This window comes from Teredinibacter purpureus, from assembly GCF_014217335.1.
GTDB lineage: Bacteria > Pseudomonadota > Gammaproteobacteria > Pseudomonadales > Cellvibrionaceae > Teredinibacter > Teredinibacter purpureus.
On the sequence record NZ_CP060092.1, the window covers coordinates 3279309 to 3298886 of the forward strand.

Consider the following 19578-nt stretch of genomic DNA (forward strand, 5'->3'; position numbering starts at 1 on the left):
GAACGATATTTAGCAACCAATAACCAATTAGTGTTTCACGGCTTTATAGCCGCAAGCGCAGTGCATGTAAACAACAAACCAATGGTTGGAAAATTCGTTGGTGTAGTTAATTATCGGCGATAGTCGTCGATACAGTACCCATAACGCCTAGAAAGTTACCGCTCGATTATTGTTTTTTTTGCAGGCGCTTCAAGGCTACCCAGCACATCAACGTCTACAGGATTAGGCCACCCTTCAAAATTACCGGGTAACTATTGAGTAGTTTAACATCAAAAAATATACGTCACAGCCACAGCCAAGGATTTAAACATGAAATTGCCTCCTCTGGTGGAACCCCTCGCCGAACTAAGTTCAGAAGAAATTGCACGCTATAGCCGTCACCTACTGATCCCTGAATTTGGTATAACCGGCCAGAAACGACTTAAAAACAGCAAAGTGTTGGTTATTGGTGCGGGTGGGCTCGGTTCGCCAGCATTGCTGTACCTTGCCGCGGCAGGTGTTGGCACCATAGGTATTGTTGAGTTCGACACGGTCGAGGAGTCTAATCTACAGCGACAGGTGATCCATCGCGTTGAAGATGTTGGCGAACCAAAGGTTGAAAGTGCAGCAAAATCAATTCGTCAATTAAACCCCTATATTCAATTAACATTATACCCGCAACGTTTGGACGCCGAAAATGTATGCCTTATTTTTAGTGGGTACGATTTAATTGTTGACGGCACCGATAATTTTTCCACGCGGTATCTTGTTAATGATGCCTCTGTGTTAACCGGCAAGCCCTATATATGGGGCTCTATCTTTCGCTTTGAAGGGCAAGCGTCTGTATTTTGGGAGAATGCACCTGACGGCTTGGGGCGAAACTACCGAGACTTATACCCAGAACCACCTCCGCCAGAGTTTGCACCGTCTTGTTCCGAGGGCGGTGTGTTGGGTGTGCTGTGTGCTTCTATTGGCTCTATTATGGCTACAGAAGCGATTAAATTAATTACCGGTGTGGGTGAGAGCTTGCTTGGTCGCTTAATGGTGTATGACGCACTCGACATGACTTACCGTACCCTGCCTTTGGGCAAAGACCCAAATCGAACACCTATCACAACACTTGTAGATTACGATTATTTTTGTGGTTTACAACACGTAACAGAGGATAACCGGCTACCCACAAGTATTCACCCAAAAGATTTAAAAAAACTTCGAGATACGGGTGAAAAATTTCATTTGATCGATGTACGTGAAGAAACTGAATGGAATATTGCGCATATTTCTGGTGCGCTTCACATTCCTAAAAACGCTGTCGTGAATGGCGGATTACCTGAGAATATCACAAAAGATTCACCTATTATTTTGCATTGTAAATCGGGTGTTCGTTCTAGGGATGTATTTTATTCATTACAAAAAAGAGGATTTTCCAACGTAAAGCATTTAGAAGGCGGAATTATTTCTTGGATAAAAGAGATAGATCCATCTCTACCACTGTACTAATTTTAAAATAACAAGTCGACGATGATGTCCGCACCATAAGCTTACGAGAAAACCAAAGCCAACTAGGAGACTGCTCAACAATGTTAACTATTCTTAACAACCTTATAGATGCGATGAAAACACAAGCACAGCAGGATCATCCCATCGAAACCTGTGGCATTATCGCTGGCCCGAAAGATTCACACTTACCTTTGCGTTTGATCCCTATGCGTAACATTGCACAATCCAGTACGTTTTTTGAGTTTGACCCCCAACAACAATTGCGAGTATGGCGCGAGATGGAAGCTCTCGATGAAGTTCCCGTTGTTTTTTATCATTCACATACACAATCGGCGGCTTATCCTAGCTATACCGATAGGCTCTATGCCTCCGAGCCAGAGGCACATTACGTAATAATAAGTACAGATCCCACGAGAAAATGCAGCGTACGTAGTTTTCGTATCATAAAGGGTGAGGTCACTGAAGAGCGCATTGTGAACCTCGTTAGTTATAACAATACCATTGCCTGTTAAACGAAATTTTAAAGGAGACTCTTATGCCCATCACTGTCAATATTCCAACCATTCTGCAACCTCTTACGCAGCATAAAAAACGGATTACAGCAAACGGAAAAACGGTAAATGAAATTATCGATGATATTGATATTCACTACCCCGGAATTAAAAATCGCGTTATAGCAGAAGGGAAAGTACATAGATTTATGAATATATATGTGAACGATAATGATATTCGATTTACGGAAAATCTACGTACAACTATTAGCGAAAATGATTCTCTGACTATTCTTCCTGCTGTTGCAGGTGGTTAACGGCCCTTAATCGCTGAATTTTTTCTTCCGGATATTCTATGCAAAAACTTACACACTTGTTGAAAGGCTGCTCGCTCGATGTAGATGTAATCGGTGCTTCGGTAGGTTCACCAGCGGGATTTTCCTCTGTAATACAGTCTCTTTCTGATCAAAGCCGTACGCTGGGCCTACAGCCAAAGTTAAATCAGGTAAATGCGCCCTCTCCCTCTCTTGCTTTTCGGTTTTCAACACCCTTCACAAAACCAGTTTATTGCACTATAACAGCATGGGAAAATGCTCCCCAAAGGGCTGGTGGTGAAATGGTGTTACAAGCGGCCACGGGAATAATGTCAGTTCATGGGCGTGCAACCGGCAACGCGCAAGCGCTTGGTTTACCCTATGTTTCTACACTCACATCAGCCTTAGCGCTACACGGTGCTTTTGCTTCTGCCGTCGGACAATTGCGCGGCCTTGATTGTGAACGCTGCGATATCTCGATGATGTCTGCTGGATTGTTGGCGGTTGGGCAATACCTAGCCGGTGCTACTGCAAACACCGATACAGAAAAATTAACACCCGACACCTTTACGGGTGAACTCCACCCGCCTTTTGTCTCGTCTGATGGCATTATTTTTGAACTAGAAACACTGACACCTGAACCTTGGAAAAATTTTTGGTGTGCAATAGGTGTAACCCCTAAACAAGCAGGTAAAGGTTGGTCCGCATTTTTAATGCGTTACGCAAAGGCCGTTGCTCCCCTTCCCTCTGAGCTAAAACAAGCGGTTTCACGATTATCCTATAAGCATATTGAGGAGCTGTGTAAAAGTACTGGCCTATCGATTTGCTCCGTACGCAGTATTGCAGAGCGACAAAAAGACAGCGATTATGCAGAACAACGGCAGCATGGCCCGTGGCATTTTAGCACCGAAGGTGCTTCGCACTATAACGCACAGAATAATAGCCACACACCAAACAGTAGCCACAAACAGCGCCCAACAAACCAATTGCCTTTAACAGGCTTGGTTGTTATTGAAGCCTGTCGACGTATTCAGGGCCCATTGGCAGGACATTTATTGGCGTTACTCGGCGCTACAGTAATTCGTATAGAACCTCCAGGGGGAGATCCACTGCGTGGTATGCCACCCGTTGAGGGCGATGTGTCAGTACGTTTTGATGCACTAAACCGTCTAAAAAGCATACGTGAAATTGATCTGAAAACGGCTACTGGGCAAGCAGAAGTAAAAGCGCTAGCACGTGATGCTGATGTTTTTTTACATAACTGGGCACCAGAAAAAGCTGCTGAATTTCAGCTGGACAGCGCCGATATGGCCAAGATCAATCCCCATCTAATTTACGCTTACGCCGGCGGCTGGGGGACATTAGATGGACAGCAAACCTTGCCCGGCACCGATTTTATGGTGCAAGCTTTTTCAGGTATCGCTGCAATAATTTCGGCACATTCGGGTCAAAATGGCGGTTCTTTGTTTACCGTACTGGATACATTGGGTGGCGTTATTGCCGCACAGGGTATTACAGCTGCGCTGCTGGCTCGTTACCTCAATAACGAAACGGTACGTGTTGATACCTCTTTGTTGGGCGCAGCACATTTACTTCGCCACAGTAGCAATTCAATAGATAGCCGTTTACACATAAATCCTTTAACGTCATCCGTTAACTTTCTACCGGTCAATAATATTTACCGAACGCTACAAGGTTCGCTAGCGATTGAATGTTTTGATGAACAGAGTATTGCGCGTTTTGCTGAAGCGATTGGCGTTACCGTACCCATACAGACACCCAGCTTCATTGACGCAGTAAAAGAAAAATTGTTGACCAGAGCTGCGCAACACTGGCTAAAAGTAATAGTGGCTGCTGATGTTGCCGTTGCGAAAGTCGTAGTCGATCTAGATGAGTTAACGACGCATCCTTACAGCAAAATCTGTTTGGCTCTTGCTCCTAACACCTATGCACAAGTAAAAAGCCCATGGCGATTTAACAAGACACCTTCTGTTATGAATAATTCCGGTATTAAAGACCTCGTGCCCTTCGCGCTGCGCAAACAATGGGTGGATGAAGGTGTTTACCCTAATCAATCTATCTTCGCCCTATTCCAGCAACACGCGCAGCAAGAACCGGATAAACCTGCAATTTTAACGTTGATGGACACGATTACCTACGGCCAGCTTCAAGACAGTACGTTACGTTTGGCAAGCAGTTTTCAACAGCTGGGCATTGTAGCAGGCGATGTTATCGCGTATCAGTTACCCAACTCCTGGCATTGTTGTCTCATCGACCTAGCAGCGGCAGCATTGGGGGCAGTAGTAGCCCCTTTCCCTCTGGGGCGCGGGCGTTTAGATATAGAAGCGCTGTTAGGCCGCTGTAACGCTCGTGTATTTATTGGTGTAGAACAGTATGCGGGTATAAATATTTGTGAATTGATTGAATCGCTACGACCAACATTACTTTCATTGCGTTTTATGATTGTTGATAGCGCATCGCGAACAGCTTGGTATAATTTGCAATCGCTACTGGAAACCACACCGATTACACGTGAACATCTACCGGATGTTTGCCCTCATTCGCCAGCACGTTTATTGGTGTCATCAGGTACTGAGTCCGAACCCAAACTTGTTGCCTATTCACACAATGCATTGTTGGGTGGGCGCGGTAGGTTTTTACAACGATTGATACAGGAAGGAGGTCATTTTCGCGGTCTGTATCTGGTGCCTTTGGGATCGGCTTTTGGTTCTACGGCAACGGTCGGCGCTTTATCTTTTTTAGGCGGCTCTATTGTCCTTTTATCAAAATTCGATCCTGCCGCAGCAGTTCAAGTCATGCAAGAATTTAAACCCACGCATATTCTGGGTGTGCCCACTATGTTTCAACGCATTGCGGTAGAGCCCAGCCTAGCCAGTATCGACAAATCAAGCCTTCACTGTGTTGTTAGCGGCGGCGCAGTCATTGATGAGGCTACCATTCATCGCTGCCGGGACGCCTTCGCTTGCAACTTTGTAAACCTCTACGGTTCCGCCGACGGGGTTAATTGTCACAACCACCCAGAAGATCACCCCGAGACAATTCTCCACACTGTTGGTAGGCCCAACCCTTCGGTTTGTGCCCTTAAAATTATCGATGAGCAAGGCATTGAATTACCACAGGGTAGAACGGGCGAAATTATCGCACGCGGCCCTTTAAGCCCCATGCAATATGTCAATGCGCCTGAACTAGATGCACGCTATCGCGATTCCTTAGGTTGGGTGCATACCGGTGATATAGGGCGCATGGACGAATACGGATACCTGGTTTTATCGGGCCGAAAAAAAGATATCATTATTCGTGGTGGTGTGAATATTAGCCCCGTTCAGATTGAAAAATTAGCCACTGGCCATCCGGATATCATTGGTGCAGCTTGTGTTCCTATTGCCGATCACGACGTAGGCCACCGAATGTGTATTTGCTTGATGTTACGTATTGGCGCAGAACGACCGAGTCTGTTGGCCATGTCTGAATTTCTGGTCGCCGAAGGCATAGAAGTGAATAAGCTGCCAGAATATTTACGCTTTTATAAAGACTTCCCGCTAAGCCCCGCAGGAAAAATTGATAAAATTAGCTTAGCTGCTGACCTAGAATCACTCAGCACATCCGTTGCGCGTGCCGAACAGGTTGTTTAACCATGATAGTTTCCAGCGAAAGTATAGCGCTAACCGTGCGCGAATTTGTCGATCAAGAAATAATCCCTAATGAATTATTCTTGGCCAAGAATGATAACGCTGCACAAAAATTATTAGGAGAATTGCGCAAAAAAGCTCAGGATGCAGGTTTGTTTGGTTTGTTTTATCCCAAGATAAGCGCCGGGAAATTCACATCTTTGAGCAACTATCTTGGCGTTGCAGAGCAAGAGGGCCGAAGCGAATATGGCCCGTTAGTTTTTGGTGGAGAAGCAACATTAGATGCACATATGCTGCATCAATACGGCAACCCGGTTATTCGTGAAAAATTTCTTGCGCCAATGGCTGCGGGTGACATTATTGCCGGCTATGCCATGACCGAGCCAGAAGCCTGTGGCTCAGTTCCCGCGACACTTCATTCGTCGGCAACATTGATAAACGGGCACTGGATAGTCAACGGGCGAAAGTGGTTTATCTGTAGAGCTGATCGTGCATCCTTTGTCACGGTGGTTGCGCGTACAAATCCTTGCGCGACTATTGATCAAGCCTTTTCTATGATTGTTGTACCGGTAGCCACACCAGGTTGTAGTATCGACAATCACATTAAGATATTTGGGCAATATCGGGGCCAAGCAGAAATCTCCTTTAATAAAGTCAGTGTACCCGAGGACTATTTACTGGGTAAGCAGGGCTTGGGATTATCAATGATAGGCCAGCGACTGAATTTGGGCCGAATATTACGCAGTGCACAATGGATAGGCCTGGCACAACGCTGTTTCGATCTAATGTGTGAGCGCATAGGGTCTCCGCGCGGCGTTTCCATAATGCTTGCGGACAAACAATTAATTCGCCAGCATGTTTTCAATGCCTATAAAGCTATCGCTAGTGCACGTGCGTTAATGCAAGCAGCGGCCCAAGCACTGGACAGTTGGCAGCCTAGCGATATAGCCGTAAATATGGCCAAGGTTGCCGCTTCGCAAGCCCTGAACTTAGCCGCTGACTCTGCCATACAAGTATTTGGTGCAGAAGGCGTTAGTGATCGCACGCCCTTGGCCAGTATCTTTCAAATTGCACGAACAACACGCATTTTGGATGGTGCCGATGAAACGCTAATCAGCAGCCTTGGTCGCCGTATCCTTGCCAGTCACCCTAGTTATAGGGTTGCCCATTCCAACGCCAACGTTAACCTTAATCAAGCGCCCATCTATTATCATGACAACAACTAATAGCCCACCGTTTCGCGCTGTATTGTGGAGGCTCAATGTGGTGCTCGTAAGCGCCATGAGCTTGCCCATGTTAGTGCTGTATGCCATGAGCAGTTTAGGGCCGTTCATTACACAGGATTTACACATACATCCAGGCTTACTAGGCTATGTGATTTTTTCATCGTTTGCTGTTGCTGCTTTATTATCTTTAGTAGCGGGACGTTATGTGGACCGCCTTGGCTCTCGCAATGCCCTGCTACTACTTTTCCTAGTGGTCGCACTGGCATTCAGCCTTATCGGTTTTACCTCGCAGTTTTCTGGGTTAATGTCAGCCGCTGCCTTGTGCGGTGTGGCTCAGGCATTGGCAAACCCCGTAACAAATTTATTAATTGCACAACAAGTTCCACCAAAACAAAAAGCCTTTACTGTTGGTTTAAAACAATCCGGTGTACAAGTTGCAGCACTCTTTGCCGGTTTGATATTACCCACGCTGGCCAGCATATTAGGCTGGCGAAACGCCGTGGTCATTATAGTGCCGTTGTGTTTATTGCTCGCCGTAACAAGTACAACGGTAACGCCAAATACCCATACCCCTAAGGATAATGCCCTACCCCTTACTGCACCCAATCAACGCCTGTCGTTATTGATGGGCGTGCAATTTTGTGTCGGTGTTTCCTTGTCGGCCTTCGTGATCTTCGTGCCGTTATTTGCGCACCACCTAGGCATGGCAAAACCTCTGGCCGGATTACTGATTGCAGGGTTTGGCGCTATGGGTATTCTCTCCCGTATCTTACTGACGTCTATCAGCGCAAAAATGCGCGAAGAAGCAGTATTGCTCGCGATACTAATCGCCGTCGCTGCGTTGGCCGTCTTGCTCACAACGCACGCTACCCCATCCCGCTATTGGCCGATCTGGTGCGGTGTTATTGGCATGGGTTTAACCGCCGTTGCGACCAATGCTATAGCCATGGGGATGTTAATAAGAGACCCAACACTGGGGGCTCTAACGACAGCATCCGGCTTCGTATCAGTAGCGTTTTTTGGTGGGTTTGCAGTCGGGGCTCCCATTTTTGGCGCGATTATTAATTCGAGCTTAGGGTATGGTGTCGGCTGGAAACTGCTCTGTTCAATATTATTGTTGGGGTGTTTTATTGCGAGCCTATTAATCGTTGCACGACATCGCGCAACACGGGCAAAGAGCCAAACAATATGATCCAAAATAATAAGACGGCATGTACAACACAGCTCCACTGCAATAAAGCGCTAAGCCAAGTGGAAATAGAGCACGCTCTCACTCTCCTATTTAATCGAATGGATACCATTAAAGCGGATTGCGGTGAAAAATTTCCATTGTTTTCGCCTGACACACAAGATAATTGGCTTCTTTCCAAACGAGGAAGCTGGGCCGGTGGATTTTGGGGTGGCTGGTGGTGGTTACGTGCAAAAGTAACCGGTGATTTAACCGCAAAGGCCTATGCAGAAAACATTTGCCATAAACTTGCCCCGCAACTTGCTACAAGCTCTATCAATCGCAGTTTAATTTTTTGGTACGGCTGCGGTTTAGGAGCACAATGGTTCGGTGACTCTGTTGCTAAAAAACTCTGCGAGAAAGCTTCAAATGTACTGGCGTCATCTTACTGCCACGCACTAGGCATTGTGCCACTCGGCGTAGAAATGGGTGGAGGGCCTCAAGGCGATGAACGCTGCACTATCGATAGCCTCGCCTCTTGCAGCCTGCTACTCACTAAGTTTGGCAGTAACCACAATAAAAAAATTGCAAAGCAGCATGCCGAAACACTGCTTACACTTTGCTGTTCCAAACACGGCACTTACCACTCCGCCATTAACCTCGTTAACGGGACACTGCAACCGCAAGGCGTTGCGGGCACTTGGTCGCGCGGCCAAGCATGGGCGATGCTTGCATTGAGTCAGGCGGCCATTTACTGGGGAGAACCTTATTTAAGCCACGCGCACGCCGCAGCAAATTACTGGAAGCACACTCGACCATTGCCAAACGCCCCTTCAAACTTAAACAAACCCAATGGCCCTGCCGACCCCTCCGCAACCCTTATTGCAACTATTGCTATCCTGCAGCTTGGCAACAGATTGCCAGATGAAAGTAACTGGCGGATCTATGTTCATCAGCAAGTACGCCATATTTTATCCAACACTTATTTCACTGGTTTTACGAACAACGAAAAACAAAAAGCGTCCGGAATTTTTTGGGGCAATTGCTATAATATCGCTAACAACAAACACGCGCTGGTTGAATGTGTGTGGGGCAGCTTCTTTTTAACGGCAGTATTATCAGTATTAGGGAATAAAATTTCCGCCGATGAAATATAGCGTTAACGCCTTAAGGGGTTTGACGTCGCTATTTTGTGGAGCCTATTTCGGGGGCTTAGTTCGTACGTACAAGGGTATGTAATCTCCCCATTATTAACCCCAATTAATAATGGGGTTAACGTTCCCTATTCTTCGCTCCAAATCGTCGGCGCGGCAGTTTCCCCCACCTAGCTGTCATCGCGGTTCGCATTCTATCGGCATAATGTTTTTCGAGGAGATTCCATTGAATGGGCTCATTCAAGAGCGACTGGAGGTTATTCACTGTCATGGCTCAATCCCGTTTGTAAACATTCAGAACTTTGCTGTGTATCGCCATGTACTGTAACTGGATCGAAGTCGGATACATCATTGAGTAACCCAATAGGTGGCTCACATGGCAGAATAAAGCGCTATACGTGCTAAATATGGTAATACGCGATCCCACCATAACCGCCGTAACGGATAGGGTTTTCACACAGTAAACTGTCTTCGTAACGATCCCAAAGTTTTCCACAATGTTTGTGTAGATTGAGCGCGCATAAGTAGAGCCGCCAGTTTTGATAGACACCTTTTTCTTTTCATTGTTAATGATACAGTATATCATATCTTAACTGAATGGATTGCTACGGAGGGAAGTACACAAAATGAAAGATGTTTTAGGCGCTGCCTGCTCGGGACTTTGCTTAGTCCATTGTTTGGCTCTACCTGTTTTAGCAACCACGGGCACTACCTTTGTCGGGCTCGCTGCGCTGTCTGGTGAAGCAACTCACCTATGGCTTAGTGCTGCCATGATAATTATCGCACTCTGGGCTTTCCCTAAGGGGTGGCGTGTTCACAAGCATTTACTGCCTGGTTTATTGGCCTTGGCAGGATTTGGATTAATGACTGCTGCCCTAATGGTGGCGGAGTCCATGGAGGTCTATTGGGCGGTTGCCGCTGGTATAACCTTTATTGCTGGGCACCTAATAAATCGACATTTGTTGATTACACGGAACCTTCAATGAGATTACCGTTACCCGATTCTGCAAATGCTAGCGCAATTAATTCGTCACCTCGTATACCTGTGATGGTGTTGTCCAGCTTTTTGAGGGCTGGAAAATTCAGTTTCGAGAAAGCTCAGCAAGCGCCAGGCTAGCGCAAAGAAAATCGCGGTGAGTATGTATAGGAAACCGAAGAGTACGGTATCAGTAGTTTTATGTCCCGCGCGCGCAAACCCTTTTTCCCACAAAAGTATTTTGGCTTTCGCACAGCAAAACCCATGAAGGCAAACTTATTCGCTCTAAAGGCTATTTCGGGTTAGCAACACGCCAAGAGCAGCGGGCCAATGGAGCCAGCTACGTGAAATATTTGATGAATGTGCCCCCCCATTGGCAAACATGTGATATTCAAAAGTCTCACAGTAATTGGAATGCGGAAGATCGACGCATGTTTATTGAAGACGTTGTGCTGGTGATGAATATGCAGGTGCTGGTACCGAATGGCATCCGCCAGAGCACGTAGAACGCTTAGGCAATAGTGCGGTAAACCCCTTATCAGACGCAACGCCCAACAGCCTAGCGCTTCGTAATGTTGCGTTATTGAAGCCCGAAGTGCGGCATGGTAATAAAAGATCGCGGCGTGGTCCACCGTTCGCCAGTGGCGACTAAAACAATGCCACGTTTAGTACTTACACTGGATCTTGCTAAGCGGCCAAGTACTTAGAGCATAGTAACGAAGAAACAGAATTTAAAAAATATCGCTTAATCTTTGGAGTAAACAATGAAGTACCCACTATTAGCTGCAGCCATTGCGGTAACCACCATAAATGCTTACGCCTTAGAAGGCACTGTAGCAAACGACCATGGTACCCCCATTGTTGGGGCCAAAGTTAAACCTAACGGCCACAAAAAAAGTGTTGTTACAGACGGGCAAGGCCGCTTTAATCTAGCCGATGATGTGGAAGAAATTCACGTAACAGCGCCGGGCTACAGCCATCGCATCGTGCATTTGCACGAGCAAGACGGCAAAACACTCATTATTACTTTAGCCGACACCGTTATCGAACAAGTGGATGTTATCGGCTTACCTATTCACGCTTCTGTGATTGAATCGGCGTTACCCGTGTCAGTACTCAGCGGTGAGGCACTGCGGAATCAACAAGCCGCCACGTTGGGAGATACCCTAGATAGGCAGCCAGGTGTGAATACAAATTTCCATGGCAATGTTGCCAGCACGCCGGTTATTCGCGGTTTAAGCGGCCCGCGTGTACTGATCACGCAAAACAGTTTGGATGTGAGTGACGTTTCCCGTGTTGGCCCCGACCATTCTGTAGCGTCAGAAGTCTCTACTGCCCAACAGGTTGAAGTGCTACGCGGGCCCGCCACCTTATTTTATGGCAGCGGTGCAATTGGCGGTGTTGTTAATGTGGTAGATAAGCGCGTGCCGACTGATTCCGAAACCCGTGGCGAATTTTTATTAAGTCGTGAATCTGTCAATAGCCAGAATCTGGCCTCCTTTAATGGAACAACAGGCACAGATACTTATGCCTTCTACGTTGACGGTTTTTGGCGTGAGGCAAACGATTATGAAGTGCCCGTTGCGCCAGAAAAAAACCACAATGACGACCAGCATCTTAGTGAAAACACCGTGGCAAACAGCGCAGAAGAATCCAGCGGCTATACACTAGGCACCAGCTACTTGCTGGACAATGGCTATGTCGGGCTTTCAGTTGGGCGCTTAGAGCGTGAATACGGTATTCCCGGTCACAGTCACGGCAGCCAAGACCACGAGGAAAGTGAAGAAGAACGTATTTACGCCGATTTAAAGCAAGACCGCTACCAACTGCTGAGTGAACTGGATGTTGCCCTGCCCTGGCTACGTGCCATTCACACACGTGCGGCTTACACCGATTATACCCATGCCGAAATTGAAGAAGGTGTTGTAGGCACGTTGTTTTCCAATCAAACCTCGGAAGTGCGTATCGATTTACTTCATCAGGAATGGGCACACTGGAAAGGCGGTTTGAATGTCCATTACAAAAACAGCGAAGTCGCGGCTGAGGGAGATGAGGCATTTACACCACCGTCAATCTCCGAAACGCTGGCAATGGCACTAATGGAAGAAAGGCACTTTGGTGATGTATTAGTGCAAATGGGCGCGCGCATTGAGCACGTGAGTATCGTTGCCGACAACGTGCTGCTGCCGCACTTAGAAGTACATGACCATGAAAGCCTAGACATGGACGATGACGATCATACGGATGAAGAGACGCGTGTCTTTGCGGCTGATCACGATTTTACTCCGGTCAGTTTGTCTTTCGGCGCGGTGTGGGATTTTAGGCCCGGCTATAATATGGGCGTTTCACTTTCGCACTCGCAACGCGCGCCATCTGCATCAGAACTTTTATCGTTTGGGCCGCATATCGGTACGCGATCATATGAGATTGGAGCATTGTTTTCTGTACACGACGAAGACGGCGAATCTCATTTCGAACTGAGTGCCGATAATTTAGAATTGGAAACCTCTAGTAACATCGATCTGACTTTTCGTAAACATGAAGGCGACGTAGGTGTTATTTTTAATGTTTTTTACAACCACATTAATGACTACTACTACCAAAGTGCAACGGGATTGTTTACTGAAAGCGGCCACGAAGACGAGCACAACCATGGCGGTGAGGACGAAGATGAGCATGAAGATGACCTTCCGGTTTATCTGTTTACCCACGCTGATGCTGAACTTTATGGCTTTGAAGCTCAGGGTATTTGGAAACTGAATAATCGCTGGAAAACGACCGTCTTTTCTGACTATGTTCATGCCGAACTTACCGACGGAACCTATTTACCCCGCACACCACCACTACGCTTCGGTGCCGACGTGGATTACACCGGTGACCAACTCAGCGCCACCCTAAGCTGGACGCAATACGCTAAGCAAAATAAAACGGCTCAACTGGAAACCCCCACAGACGGTTATGACACGCTAGACGCAACGGTGACCTATTATTTGCCGGTTGGACCTCATGAGCTAGCACTGTTTATCAAAGCTGAAAATATCACCGACACTGAAGCCCGCGTCCACACCTCCTTCATTAAAGATATAGCACCGCGACCAGGTCGAAATTTAACCTTGGGTATTCGTGGGCAATTTTAGTCTGAATATATTGACACCTACAGCATTTGAATTTTTCACTATTGAGGCTCAAACATGAAGCAAGTGAGTAAAACATTAATAACCCTAAAGAAGCCCGTGGTATTGTTTATCGCAGCGAGCGCCATGGCGGTACTCGCAGGTTGTGGTGATGCCAAAACAACCATCATAGAAAAACACTCTATTCCTGTTGATGGTGACGGTCACAATCACGGCGGCAGTGAACACGAAGACGAGCTCATGGGTCGTTTATTGGTAGTGAATTCAACAACCATTGAAGCTCAGATATTTGACCTAGAAGACAATGAACGGATAACAACCATTCCACTGGATGCACTCCCGAGCGCTGTTCACGCCTCAGGTGGGTATCGTTTTGCGGCATTGATCGATCGCAATGCTGACAAAGTGGGCTTCGTTGACGGTGGCCTGTGGCAGGAACCCCACGGCGATCATTTTGATGTATTCGCAACCATACCCATGTTAAGCAATTTCACCTTAACAGGCAGCCGCCCAACACACTACGACACACACGAAGGCAGTGTCGCGGTTTTCTTTGATGGCAATGCAAACGCTGGTAACAATGCATCGGTTCAAGTTTTTGATGATGAAGTGGTTGCCGAAGCAAACATGGCGGCAATGGTTAGTTTTAATTTGCCCATGCACGGTGTCGCAAAACCCCGTGGCGAACACTTATTGGCGACTATTCGACGAGAAGATACAGAGAGTACATCTACTAATTTTAACCTCCCTGATCAACTCGGTGTTTATCACCTACATAACGGTGAGTATAAATTAGAACAAACACTCGATGTCGCTTGCCCCGACTTACACGGTGCCGCACAGAACGAAACAGTTGCGGTATTTGGCTGTGGAGATGGCGTTCTATTGGCATCTGAAAGCAATGATGACACCTACCGTGCGCAAAAATTGCTAAACCCCGACGCCATGTTGGAGGGCGCACGTATTGGCAGCCTTTGGGGGCACCATGAAAGTGACAAATTTATCGGTTTGGCCAGTAATGATAGTGCGAGCCAATTTTTTATCATCGACCCCGAAGAAGGCGAAATCGAGCTTATTGATTGGCAACCGATGCCAAATGCCAAACCCGTTGCCCGTGACTTTACCTTTGAGGCCGAGCAATTTGTGATTCTAGATAACCAAGGCTACCTCACGTTAATTGAACAGCATCAAGAAAATGGCCACACGCACTGGGAATACGGTGCGCGCTTGGCTATTACTACAGCGGATGTGAATTTAATGCCCGAAGGTATGAAATTTTCCATGACGCTAGCTCAGAATGGCCATACCGTTTATATTGCTGACCCTATTGCTCAACACATAGTGGTAGTGGATTTGGGCTTGCTTGAGGTCAACGCTGAAATTGAGCTGGATTATGCTCCAACCATGATCACCTGGTTGGGTATTGTCGACGAGCACGACCACTAACGTCATCGACCATCCACTTATATCCACTCTCCCAATGGGATTTTCGCGGAAGCCTAGCTTCCGCCTTTATAAGTTAACGAGTACGTGAGAGTCGTTTATGCCAATATTATTGCGTATGCTCTTAATCGGGCTTTGCCTATCTTGCCCTAAAGGGATGGCCCAAAGCCGATTAAACCCCGCGGCGCATACTCACGGTACAGCACATATAACGGTCTTATATGAGGCGGGGCAATTGCTTATCAAACAAAAAGCCACTGTACTTGGCTTTGAGCATAGTCCTCAAATTACAGAACAATGACAACAACTACGTCAGCGGAAAAAAGTTTAACTGATCCAAAGAACGTTATCGTTTTACAGCCTGTAGCCGAGCTACCCTAGACATGCGCATGATAATGGCCATAAACCCCATCAAGAACATGATAATAACAACGATGGTACCCTCTCGGGTTATGATGGAGAACCTCATGAAACGCATCACGATATTCACCTTAGTTATGCGTTGAAATGCAATGGGCAGGTACCACCTACCCTAAAATTGCAAGCGTTCAGCCGCCACCCAAATTTTGAAAAAATACAGGCGCGATGGATTACGAACGGAAAACAAGGCGTAACAACACTGGACAAGAATCATGTATCACTGGAGCTAAAGCCATGAAGCAAAAACAACTGAATACTATTATGAACAAAGCACAGGATATTTGTTCGCAATCTGGTGGACGTTTGACAGAAAAACGTAAGCGTATTTTAGAACTTTTACTCGTATCAAATACGCCTCAATCTGCATACGAAGTGGCAGATGCCTATAATAAGAGTGCCGAAACCTCCATGCCGCCCATGTCGGTCTACCGTATTCTGGATTTTTTGGAGTCTGAGCAGCTGGTTCACAAACTCAGCTCGGCCAACAAATATGTTGCGTGTTCTCATATCGCTTGTAGCCATACTCACGAAATACCGCAATTTTTAATTTGCGGAAAGTGCCAAAATGTTAAAGAAATCGCTATTGCCAAACGCATAATCGAAGAGTTGGATATGCAAGTCGAAGACGCAGGCTATAAACTTATAAATTCGCAATTGGAACTTCAATGTCTATGCGATAACTGTTTGGTGAGCGCAGCATAAAATTCACAACCCTTTTTATGCATCTCTGGAAAAGCTATACGCGGGTGACACCATCGTTCTTCAAAAATAGGTTTCACAATTAACATTTAACGCGCAACGCTTAATTTCGGTCGTTACCCAATATGCCAAAAGCCCTCAAGTGCTGGAGCTTGCATGGATGAGCAAGGATGCACTGGAACTCACGTTATCAACCAAACGCATGACCTATTATTGGTCTCGATGTAGAAAGCATCTTTGGATAAAGGGTGAAACAAGTGGACATACCCAAACACTCGCATCTATGTCTTTTGATTGCGACGGGAATTCTATTCTATGCCGTATCGACCAGCTCGGACCTGCTTGTCATACTAAGCGTGCCGGTTGCTTTTATCTAACGGTTGATAACGACAAACAGACAATAATTATCTCTTGATACGCACAAAGTCGTATTCATCAACTACCCGGTGTATAAACTATTATGACTGTATTTGATGGCAATAATTTGATCAACAAGTCAGAAGAGACTAACAATGAACACTGTTGTAGCAATATTAGTTGTTGCGCGCCACAAAGCCCTACTATTCGCTTGACACCAAAAGTAGGTAGAAATAAACCCTGTCCATGTGATAGCGGTCGAAAATTTAAAAAGTGCTGCGGGCACCGTAATAAAGGAGCTTAACTTGGCGTCGCAAAAACATAACCTTTCTGCCGTACCCACCAATATCATTACCGGCTTTTTAGGCGTAGGAAAAACCACCGCAATTTTGCACCTGCTCAAATCTAAACCTGAAAGCGAACGTTGGGCTGTATTGGTGAATGAGTTTGGCGAAATTGGTGTGGATGGCAGTTTATTTCAAGGCCAACACGCCGAAGTGAATGGTGTATTTATTCGTGAAGTGCCAGGAGGCTGTATGTGTTGTGCGTCGGGCCTGCCTATGCAGATTGCCCTCAATCAGTTACTCACCCGCGCAAAGCCTAACCGATTATTAATCGAACCAACAGGGCTTGGCCACCCTAAAGAAGTACTCGAAGTATTAAGCGCCAGCCATTATCACGATGTATTGCATATTCAAAAATGCATAACACTCATTGACGCCAGAAAATTACACGATACCCGTTACACAGAACACAACACATTCAATCAACAAATTGATATCGCTGATGTTATTGTTGGCAATAAGCAAGACCTCTATCAAGCAGGAGATCAAACGCTTTTGAACAATTATGTTGCCGACCGTAAACACCCAGAAATGTCGGTAATATTTTCACGCCATGGCCAAATCGATCCGTCGATATTGAAAGGTTCGTCGGAAACAGCGAAGGCTATTAATCTACACCACCATCACAATCATCAATCCCCACGTCCCAGCAGTAACAATACGCCATTGCCTGAAGATGGATTTTTAAAAATTGAAAACTCAGGTGAAGGCTATCAATCTACTGGCTGGCGATTTTCACCTGATAAAATTTTTGACAGGCAGCTGTTGTTTTGTTGTTTAAGCGGAATTCGCGCTGAACGTATCAAGGCTGTATTTATTACTCATGAAGGGGTTTTTGCTTACAATGCCACCGCGGATGCGTTAACAGAATTTGAGCTGGACGATTGCATAGAAAGCCGTATTGAAATTATTGCCCGTAATGGCGAATCTATAAATGAGATTGATTTATTGCAGTGCGTGGTAAAATAATTAGCCGATCGTACACGCGAAAAACGATTATACAACCTTCGTTTAGAGCGCCTCATAACAACATATGACTCACCTGCTACGAGGGTAACTACAATATTTTTTCTACCTTCATACTATTTCCGAACAACGCCTAGCCATCGGTAGGAAAAACAACCAACAAAATAATCAATAAACGTATCAACTTACTTATACAATCTATTTTTTCAATAGTTTATTCACCTTCACGAAGACCGATTCCAACACCACCTAAAATCGTATACCTAAAACTAAACGCATAGCTTTCGTCTGCTGAAAACGATCTTATTTCGAACCACTGGACGTGGCAAAACGATACTACTGCCATTAACCTCTTCACTAAACCTCAATCTCGTTAAACCTACCGGCACGCACCCCATGTTCTGGTCAAGTAAAACCGGACACCTATTTTTTATAAATTCCCTGCTAACGCGCTTCACTTGTTGACTGCAGAATCGAAGTGTCGAACCTGCTCTATTCGAGCAGAACCGACTCTTCCATTTTGCAGCACATACTTGGATTCTTCGTATTTTATTGGCGATAAATCTTCATTCGCCGAATGAAAACGATGTACATTGTAGTAGCGCATATATTTGCCCACGTCAGTCTTCATGTGCGCTCTTGTCGGCTGCGCAATCTTAAATATCCAATCGTGTTTAAGGCTTCCGAAGAAGCGTTCAACAACCGCATTATCCCAACAGGCACCAACGTCTCCCATACTCGCCCGCATATCGTAAGCCGCTAGAAGTTTTCGATAGCGCTTACTGGTATATTGTGAGCCTCTATCGCTATGAAAAACTAAGCTTTTAGGCGGCTGTCTTAGGTTGTAGGCCTTTATCAGGGCCTTGCTCACTAAATTAGTTGTCATGCGCTTATCAATGTACCAACCAACAATTCGACGCGAGTACAAATCCATAACAATCGCCAAATACATCCAACCTTCGCCGGTCTTCAGGTAAGTGGCATCGCCCGCCCAAATTTGATTCGGCCCCACTGGGTTAAAATTCTGATTCAGCAAGTTGTCGGCTACGGCATCCGAGGTTTTGCGTTTAGCTGTCACTTTATAGGCGGTTCGCTGAGTGACCCTTAAGCCAAGCTTGCGCATCAAGTTACGAACCCGATAACGACCAATCTGAAAGCCTTCTTCGCGTAATTTCTTCATCATCTCGCGACTACCCAGGCTATTGCGACTCTGCTCGAAAAGCCACTTCATCCTACGGTGTAGGTGCAAGGTATCGCTTGTTATCACTGTGCCTGGGCGCTTAAGCCAATCGTAATAGGACGTTTTCCCAACGCCCATCACGCGACACAACATAACTACAGGAAAGCGAGGTGATTCAGTCTGAATGAAATCGTACTTTACTTCATTTCTTTCGCAAAGAAGGCGCTGGCCTTTTTTAAAATCTCTTTCTCCATGCGCAGCTCTTTGTTTTCCTTGCGCAAGCGCTTAAGCTCGACTCTCTCATCCTCGGCCAGCACTTCACCTGCCTCACTAGACTCCACCTTTTCTTTCCATTTGTAGAGCATGTTGGTTGCGATACCCAACGATTTAGCGGCCTCAGGAACGGAATAGCCTTGTTCTCGAACAAGCGCAACGGCCTCTTCCTTAAACTCTTTCGGGTACTGCTTGTAAGTACGCTTCTGACTCATAATGACACCTTAATTGTTGACTAATATTGTCTCTCATTAAAGTGTCCGGTGCTATTAGACCACTACAGTTTGTATCACACGCAAAAACT

The 19578-nt window shown here is 46.1% G+C and carries 16 protein-coding genes and 2 pseudogenes; 17 read left to right on the forward strand and 1 reads right to left on the reverse strand.

Going from position 1 to position 19578, the window contains the following annotated elements; translation table 11 throughout:
- Nucleotides 1-309 precede the first annotated feature (309 nt).
- From moeB to H5647_RS14335, 17 genes and pseudogenes are all read left to right on the forward strand, one after another.
- Nucleotides 310-1479, forward strand: coding sequence for a molybdopterin-synthase adenylyltransferase MoeB (gene moeB, locus H5647_RS14255; protein ID WP_045859492.1), 1170 nt, complete (start codon nucleotides 310-312; stop codon nucleotides 1477-1479).
- 80 nt (nucleotides 1480-1559) lie between these two features.
- Nucleotides 1560-1991 (forward strand): Mov34/MPN/PAD-1 family protein, encoded by a 432-nt coding sequence (locus tag H5647_RS14260; protein ID WP_045859494.1) that lies wholly within the window; start codon nucleotides 1560-1562, stop codon nucleotides 1989-1991.
- A gap of 23 nt (nucleotides 1992-2014) precedes the next feature.
- Nucleotides 2015-2287: a MoaD/ThiS family protein gene (locus tag H5647_RS14265; RefSeq protein ID WP_045859495.1), complete on the forward strand. Its 273-nt coding sequence runs from the start codon at nucleotides 2015-2017 to the stop codon at nucleotides 2285-2287.
- 38 nt (nucleotides 2288-2325) lie between these two features.
- Nucleotides 2326-5937, forward strand: a complete 3612-nt coding sequence (locus tag H5647_RS14270; RefSeq protein ID WP_200911588.1) for a CoA transferase — start codon at nucleotides 2326-2328, stop codon at nucleotides 5935-5937.
- A gap of 2 nt (nucleotides 5938-5939) precedes the next feature.
- Complete coding sequence (locus H5647_RS14275) at nucleotides 5940-7160, forward strand: acyl-CoA dehydrogenase family protein (protein ID WP_045859497.1); 1221 nt, start codon at nucleotides 5940-5942, stop codon at nucleotides 7158-7160.
- On the forward strand, nucleotides 7147-8352 hold the full coding sequence (locus H5647_RS14280; protein WP_045859499.1) for an MFS transporter: 1206 nt from the start codon (nucleotides 7147-7149) through the stop codon (nucleotides 8350-8352). The genes H5647_RS14275 and H5647_RS14280 overlap by 14 nt, the downstream gene beginning before the upstream one ends.
- Nucleotides 8349-9485 carry a hypothetical protein gene (locus H5647_RS14285; RefSeq protein ID WP_045859501.1) on the forward strand — a complete coding sequence of 379 codons (1137 nt, stop codon included), beginning with the start codon at nucleotides 8349-8351 and terminating at the stop codon, nucleotides 9483-9485. Before H5647_RS14280 ends, H5647_RS14285 begins: the two co-directional genes overlap by 4 nt.
- Before the next feature lie 623 nt (nucleotides 9486-10108).
- Nucleotides 10109-10468 (forward strand): MerC domain-containing protein, encoded by a 360-nt coding sequence (locus H5647_RS14290; RefSeq protein ID WP_052692087.1) that lies wholly within the window; start codon nucleotides 10109-10111, stop codon nucleotides 10466-10468.
- 334 nt (nucleotides 10469-10802) lie between these two features.
- Nucleotides 10803-10964, forward strand: a complete 162-nt coding sequence (locus H5647_RS14295) for a hypothetical protein (protein ID WP_162926400.1) — start codon at nucleotides 10803-10805, stop codon at nucleotides 10962-10964.
- A gap of 96 nt (nucleotides 10965-11060) precedes the next feature.
- The gene (locus H5647_RS22455) at nucleotides 11061-11165 is read left to right on the forward strand and encodes a DUF1826 domain-containing protein (RefSeq protein WP_121495380.1); all 105 of its coding nucleotides are present in this window, start codon (nucleotides 11061-11063) and stop codon (nucleotides 11163-11165) included.
- 57 nt (nucleotides 11166-11222) lie between these two features.
- Nucleotides 11223-13595 carry a TonB-dependent receptor gene (locus H5647_RS14305; protein WP_045859503.1) on the forward strand — a complete coding sequence of 791 codons (2373 nt, stop codon included), beginning with the start codon at nucleotides 11223-11225 and terminating at the stop codon, nucleotides 13593-13595.
- 54 nt (nucleotides 13596-13649) lie between these two features.
- Nucleotides 13650-15038 (forward strand): 5-methyltetrahydrofolate--homocysteine methyltransferase, encoded by a 1389-nt coding sequence (locus H5647_RS14310; RefSeq protein ID WP_236074901.1) that lies wholly within the window; start codon nucleotides 13650-13652, stop codon nucleotides 15036-15038.
- 391 nt (nucleotides 15039-15429) lie between these two features.
- Nucleotides 15430-15693: pseudogene (locus tag H5647_RS22460) on the forward strand (ZrgA family zinc uptake protein); the annotation flags it as partial.
- On the forward strand, nucleotides 15690-16157 hold the full coding sequence (locus H5647_RS14320; RefSeq protein ID WP_045859507.1) for a Fur family transcriptional regulator: 468 nt from the start codon (nucleotides 15690-15692) through the stop codon (nucleotides 16155-16157). The pseudogene H5647_RS22460 and the gene H5647_RS14320, both read left to right, overlap by 4 nt.
- An 85-nt stretch (nucleotides 16158-16242) precedes the next feature.
- Nucleotides 16243-16569: pseudogene (locus H5647_RS14325) on the forward strand (phosphoribosyl-AMP cyclohydrolase); the annotation flags it as partial.
- 45 nt (nucleotides 16570-16614) lie between these two features.
- On the forward strand, nucleotides 16615-16815 hold the full coding sequence (locus tag H5647_RS14330) for an SEC-C metal-binding domain-containing protein (RefSeq protein WP_082087068.1): 201 nt from the start codon (nucleotides 16615-16617) through the stop codon (nucleotides 16813-16815).
- Between the two features lies 1 nt (nucleotide 16816).
- Nucleotides 16817-17824 carry a CobW family GTP-binding protein gene (locus tag H5647_RS14335; RefSeq protein ID WP_045859509.1) on the forward strand — a complete coding sequence of 336 codons (1008 nt, stop codon included), beginning with the start codon at nucleotides 16817-16819 and terminating at the stop codon, nucleotides 17822-17824.
- 451 nt (nucleotides 17825-18275) lie between these two features.
- Here H5647_RS14335 and H5647_RS14340 read toward each other — a convergent pair.
- A protein-coding gene (locus H5647_RS14340) for an IS3 family transposase (RefSeq protein WP_236074902.1) occupies nucleotides 18276-19489 on the reverse strand; the annotation gives its coding sequence in 2 pieces (ribosomal slippage) (nucleotides 18276-19240 and nucleotides 19240-19489; 1215 coding nt in all).
- Nucleotides 19490-19578: the final 89 nt, after the last annotated feature.

What these genes read in the sequence shown, in the direction of transcription:
- moeB (WP_045859492.1), top strand. Translation starts at nt 310, where the DNA reads ATGAAATTGCCTCCTCTGGTGGAACCCCTCGCCGAACTAAGTTCAGAA.
- H5647_RS14320 (WP_045859507.1), top strand. Translation starts at nt 15,690, where the DNA reads ATGAAGCAAAAACAACTGAATACTATTATGAACAAAGCACAGGATATT.
- H5647_RS14310 (WP_236074901.1), top strand. Translation starts at nt 13,650, where the DNA reads ATGAAGCAAGTGAGTAAAACATTAATAACCCTAAAGAAGCCCGTGGTA.
- H5647_RS14270 (WP_200911588.1), top strand. Translation starts at nt 2,326, where the DNA reads ATGCAAAAACTTACACACTTGTTGAAAGGCTGCTCGCTCGATGTAGAT.
- H5647_RS14265 (WP_045859495.1), top strand. Translation starts at nt 2,015, where the DNA reads ATGCCCATCACTGTCAATATTCCAACCATTCTGCAACCTCTTACGCAG.
- H5647_RS22455 (WP_121495380.1), top strand. Translation starts at nt 11,061, where the DNA reads ATGGTAATAAAAGATCGCGGCGTGGTCCACCGTTCGCCAGTGGCGACT.
- H5647_RS14280 (WP_045859499.1), top strand. Translation starts at nt 7,147, where the DNA reads ATGACAACAACTAATAGCCCACCGTTTCGCGCTGTATTGTGGAGGCTC.
- H5647_RS14305 (WP_045859503.1), top strand. Translation starts at nt 11,223, where the DNA reads ATGAAGTACCCACTATTAGCTGCAGCCATTGCGGTAACCACCATAAAT.
- H5647_RS14275 (WP_045859497.1), top strand. Translation starts at nt 5,940, where the DNA reads ATGATAGTTTCCAGCGAAAGTATAGCGCTAACCGTGCGCGAATTTGTC.
- H5647_RS14260 (WP_045859494.1), top strand. Translation starts at nt 1,560, where the DNA reads ATGTTAACTATTCTTAACAACCTTATAGATGCGATGAAAACACAAGCA.
- H5647_RS14330 (WP_082087068.1), top strand. Translation starts at nt 16,615, where the DNA reads ATGACTGTATTTGATGGCAATAATTTGATCAACAAGTCAGAAGAGACT.
- H5647_RS14285 (WP_045859501.1), top strand. Translation starts at nt 8,349, where the DNA reads ATGATCCAAAATAATAAGACGGCATGTACAACACAGCTCCACTGCAAT.
- H5647_RS14290 (WP_052692087.1), top strand. Translation starts at nt 10,109, where the DNA reads ATGAAAGATGTTTTAGGCGCTGCCTGCTCGGGACTTTGCTTAGTCCAT.